Raw genomic sequence first — 416 nt, forward strand, 5'->3', positions numbered from 1 at the left:
ACCTGAACGGCGAGCTTGTAAATCGCCATGCGGAAGGCTTCTCTGGGGTTGATGCCCGCCATGTTGGCAGACCCCAGAGCGACCAACTCGATATAGAGGATTTTGTTCGCCTGATTCAAACCCACCATCCAGAAGTGTTCCTGACCTTGACCGATTTTATTCTCTCCGGAGAATCTGGCGCATGATCAGATAAATATCTTCCGAACCCTTTACGGTGACTTTTTGTTGCTTGCTTAATTTGACTTCCATTGCGGGACCCGACATATAGGATACCTAACGCGAAGGTTAGGCGGTTACATTAATACAGGACAGCACCAAATTGAAATAACGTGGTCTGTCCCTGAGATATCCCCACATTATTTCTATCTAAGACAACAAGTTGTAACGTGTAGTTACTGTCGATCTGGACATGCATA

1 protein-coding gene is annotated in these 416 nt (G+C 46.2%); it reads right to left on the minus strand.

The annotated features are described in order from the left end of the window. Positions 1-128, minus strand: a 128-nt coding sequence (locus BQ17_RS24485) for a hypothetical protein (protein ID WP_369406495.1), incomplete at its 3' end; no start/stop codon positions are given. Between the last annotated feature and the right edge of the window lie 288 nt (positions 129-416).

The organism is Candidatus Thiosymbion oneisti (genome assembly GCF_900092655.1).
Taxonomy (GTDB): Bacteria; Pseudomonadota; Gammaproteobacteria; order Chromatiales; family Chromatiaceae; genus Thiosymbion; species Thiosymbion oneisti.